The 3,782-nt window shown below is 29.5% G+C and carries 1 protein-coding gene; it reads left to right on the top strand.

The window, feature by feature from the left end; genetic code table 11:
* Positions 1-3,782: amino acid adenylation domain-containing protein (locus AC1DIT_RS27475; RefSeq protein WP_476998566.1), on the top strand; the 3,782-nt coding region annotated here is incomplete at both ends.

Below are 3,782 nucleotides of genomic sequence, written 5' to 3'. Positions count from 1 at the left end.
CAGGTTGATTCAGATGCTTTGAGTCAGACTATTTTTTCCTTAGTTAAACATCACGATATGTTAAGAGCAAAGTATAGTAGAGAAGGTAATCAGATTATAAGTCCTATTTCTGATTATAATAAAAATGACTTTAATTTTCTTTTCTTTGACCTTATGCATTTAAATGAAGAAAATAATATAAATGAGATTATATTAAGTGAAGGAAACAATATTCAAAGATTACTAAATCTAGAAAAAGGACTAATAATAAAAGGGGCTATTTTTAGAACTAAAGATAAAGACTATGTACTTATCTGTGTTCATCATTTAGTAATAGACGGTATTTCGTGGAGAATTATTGCTGAGGATTTAAACTATGGTTATCAAAAAATCAGAAGTAATGAAAAAAATGAATTTCCCAATAAGACTGTTTCTTTCCAAGAATGGAGTGAAGAACTGCACAAATACAGAAATTCAGATAAATTGTCTTCGGAAATACCTTATTGGATAGAAGTGGAAAAGAATATTCCGAACAGTCATTTTAACAATAAAAAAGTTATCGAAAAAGTTGGAACTGAGTATGAAGTATTTCAAATATCTGAAGAGACTACGAATAATCTTTTGTACAATTCAAATAAAGCATATAATACAGAAATCAATGATTTATTGTTAACGGCTCTTTATCGTACAATTAACAAGTTAACGGGTCAAACGGATATTTCTATCTTAATGGAGGGTCATGGAAGGGAATCAATTGACAAATATATACCAATTGATAGAACTGTTGGTTGGTTCACCACAATTTATCCTGTTTCTATAAAAGATATAGGTAAGAGTATATCAGAGGATCTTTGCAATACCAAAGAAAATTTTAGGAAAATTCCAAATCATGGGTTTGGTTATTCAGTACTTAAATATTGTGGAGATAAAGTATTGAAAAGTGAAATTCCAGATATCACGTTTAATTATTTGGGGAATTTTTCTCAAGAAAATAATGGGTTAGTTCTTAAAATTAAAGATACAGACCATGGCGAGCAAGTTTCAAAGTTTAATCGATTTGGAAGTCCTATAGTAGTAGATTGTGTAGTCATCGAAAAAGCATTGAATGTTACATTAATATATGATTCTGGACTATTTGAAGAGAGCTTCATTAATAAGTTGAAAGATTATTATATTAATGAATTAGATGAAGTTGTTTACCATTGTATGTCCTCTGAAACACAATCTACACCTTCAGATAAAGGTGAGTTAATTTGGACACTATCTGAGTATATAAATGTTGAAAAAAAATTGAAATCTAAAAATCAGGGATTAAGTCGCATTTATCCACTCACGCCTTTACAAGAAGGGATGCTTTTCCATAAATTAAAAAATCCCGATTCATCAGTTTATTTTGTTCAAAATATATTTAGGTTGAAAGGGAAAGTTAATAAAGAATATTTAAATAGAAGTCTAAATTTATTGAAAGAAAAATATCCTGCGCTATCAGTCAGTATTATTCATAAAGAAGTAAGTGAGTATAGACAAGCAGTAATTACAGGAAGACCTGTAGAATTAATTGAAATCGATTTAAGCGCATCTGAAAATACAGATAGTGATTTTGATAGGATTTGCCGCTTGGATATGGAAAAGGGATTTGATTTAGAAGATGATAATTTAATTAGAGCTATTTTAGTGAGACATAGTGAAGGAGATTATCGTTTGATTCTTAGTTTCCATCATATAATAATGGATGGATGGTGCACATCAATTGTTATTAATGACTTGCTCAATTTTTATAATGAAATTAGTACAGGAAAAGAAAATTGTCAAATTGATAATTTAGAGAAAAGTGGTTCAACTTATGAAGATTTTGTGTATCTAATGCGAAAAAAGAATATTAGTGAAGGAATTGAGTATTGGAAAGAGTTATTAGAGGATTATGATAACCAATCAATGATTTTACCATGTGGAGAAGTTGAAAAAAATAATAATGAGGTTAGATTAACCAGTATCCATCTTAGAAAAGATGAAAAAGAAAAATTAGAAGAATTGAGTCGTAAACATGGAGTTACTTTAAATACGATTATTGAAGCCGTATGGGGAATCTTATTGCAACGATACACCAATCAAGATGATATTGTCTTTGGGAAAGTCGTATCAGGTAGAAATATAGAGCTTAAAGAAATTGATAAAATGGTTGGCTTATTTATTAATACAATACCAATAAGGGTAAAAGTAAATCATAATGAAACATTCCTTGAATTATTGACAAATCTGCAAAATCAAGCACTTGAAAGTGGGAATTTTGATTATTGCCCTTTAAATGAAATACAAAGTCAATGTACTGATAATGATAGCTTGATCACTAATATAGTAGGTTTTGAGAACTATTATGAGACTGATATTGAGCAGACTGAGGATTTTTCTCTGCATTTTGAGAAATTAAGAGAGCAAACAAACTATCCACTTACTCTAGATATATTGAATGAAGATAGTCTTACATTGAAGTTAATGTATGATGCTCAAATATATAGCGGTACTTTCTCAGTTAGGCTATTAGAAAATTTAAAATCAATAATTTTGAGTATTATAAAAAAACCGGATATAAAGATAAAAAATATTGAAATGATTGGGGAACAAGAAAAGCAGATAGTACTTTCAGAATTTAATAATACTCAGATGGCATATTTGAATGATCGAAATATTATTGAAATATTTGAAGCAACAGTTGCTAATTATCCTGACTCAATTGCAGTAAGATATAATGAAGAAACATTAACCTATAAGGAACTTAATTATTGGGCAAATTCAATTGCAGAAGAAATTAGAAATAGAGGAATCAATAAGAAAGATTTTGTTGGAATTATTTCTGAAAAATCATTCGAAATGATTGCTGGGATTTTTGGTATCTTAAAATCTGGTGCGGGTTATTTACCTTTAGATCCAGGATACCCGATGGAAAGAATTAACTTTATGCTAAGTGATAGTAATACAAAACTAGTTATTAAAAGTTCTAATATTAAAGGTTTAAAAGAGAAATTTGAAAATATCAGTTTCTTAGATATAGAAAAGTACTATTCAAGTAATAAAAATAACTTATCTATTATATCAAGCGCAGATGATGCTGCTTATATGATTTATACATCAGGAACTACAGGAACGCCAAAAGGAGTTATTGTAGAACATAAAAATGTAATAAATTTGGTGGAGTGGCAAAAGAATACAGGTGAATATACGAAAACTACGGAGGTCTTGCAATTCTTTAATTACATTTTTGATGGATCAGTTTGGGAAATTTTTCCTGCCTTACTAACTGGGGCAACATTGGTTATAGTTCCAGAAGAAGATAGAAATAATCCAGAAAAATTATTAGAATTGTTGAGAAATAGACAAGCTATAATGGTTCCTTCAATGTTTAAAGTTATAGTAGATTATACAAAAACAAGCAAAAAAGAACTTTTATTCAACAAGGTTTATCTCGGAGGAGAAAGTTTGCCAATCGATCTGGTTCATCAACTCAAAGAATTGATTGGAGAAAAAATAGAAGATGTCTATAATTTATACGGCCCTACTGAATGCACAGTTTGTTCTACTAGTTACAACTTTAATAGTAAAGAGAATCTTTCAACTGTTTTAATTGGTAGACCAATTGGAAATACTCAACTGTTCATTTTAAATGAGAATCAGCTTTGTGGAATTGGAGTTCCTGGAGAATTGTGTATTGGTGGCGATGGAGTAACTCGGGGATATTTAAATAGACCAGATTTAACAGAAGAAAAATTTGTAGAAAATCCATATATTCCTGAACAAAAGATGTATCG

The organism is Bacillus sp. 05T22, assembly GCF_056396765.1.
The sequence above is the reverse complement of the archived record's forward strand: the minus strand, read 5'-3'. Positions and strand labels throughout refer to the sequence as shown.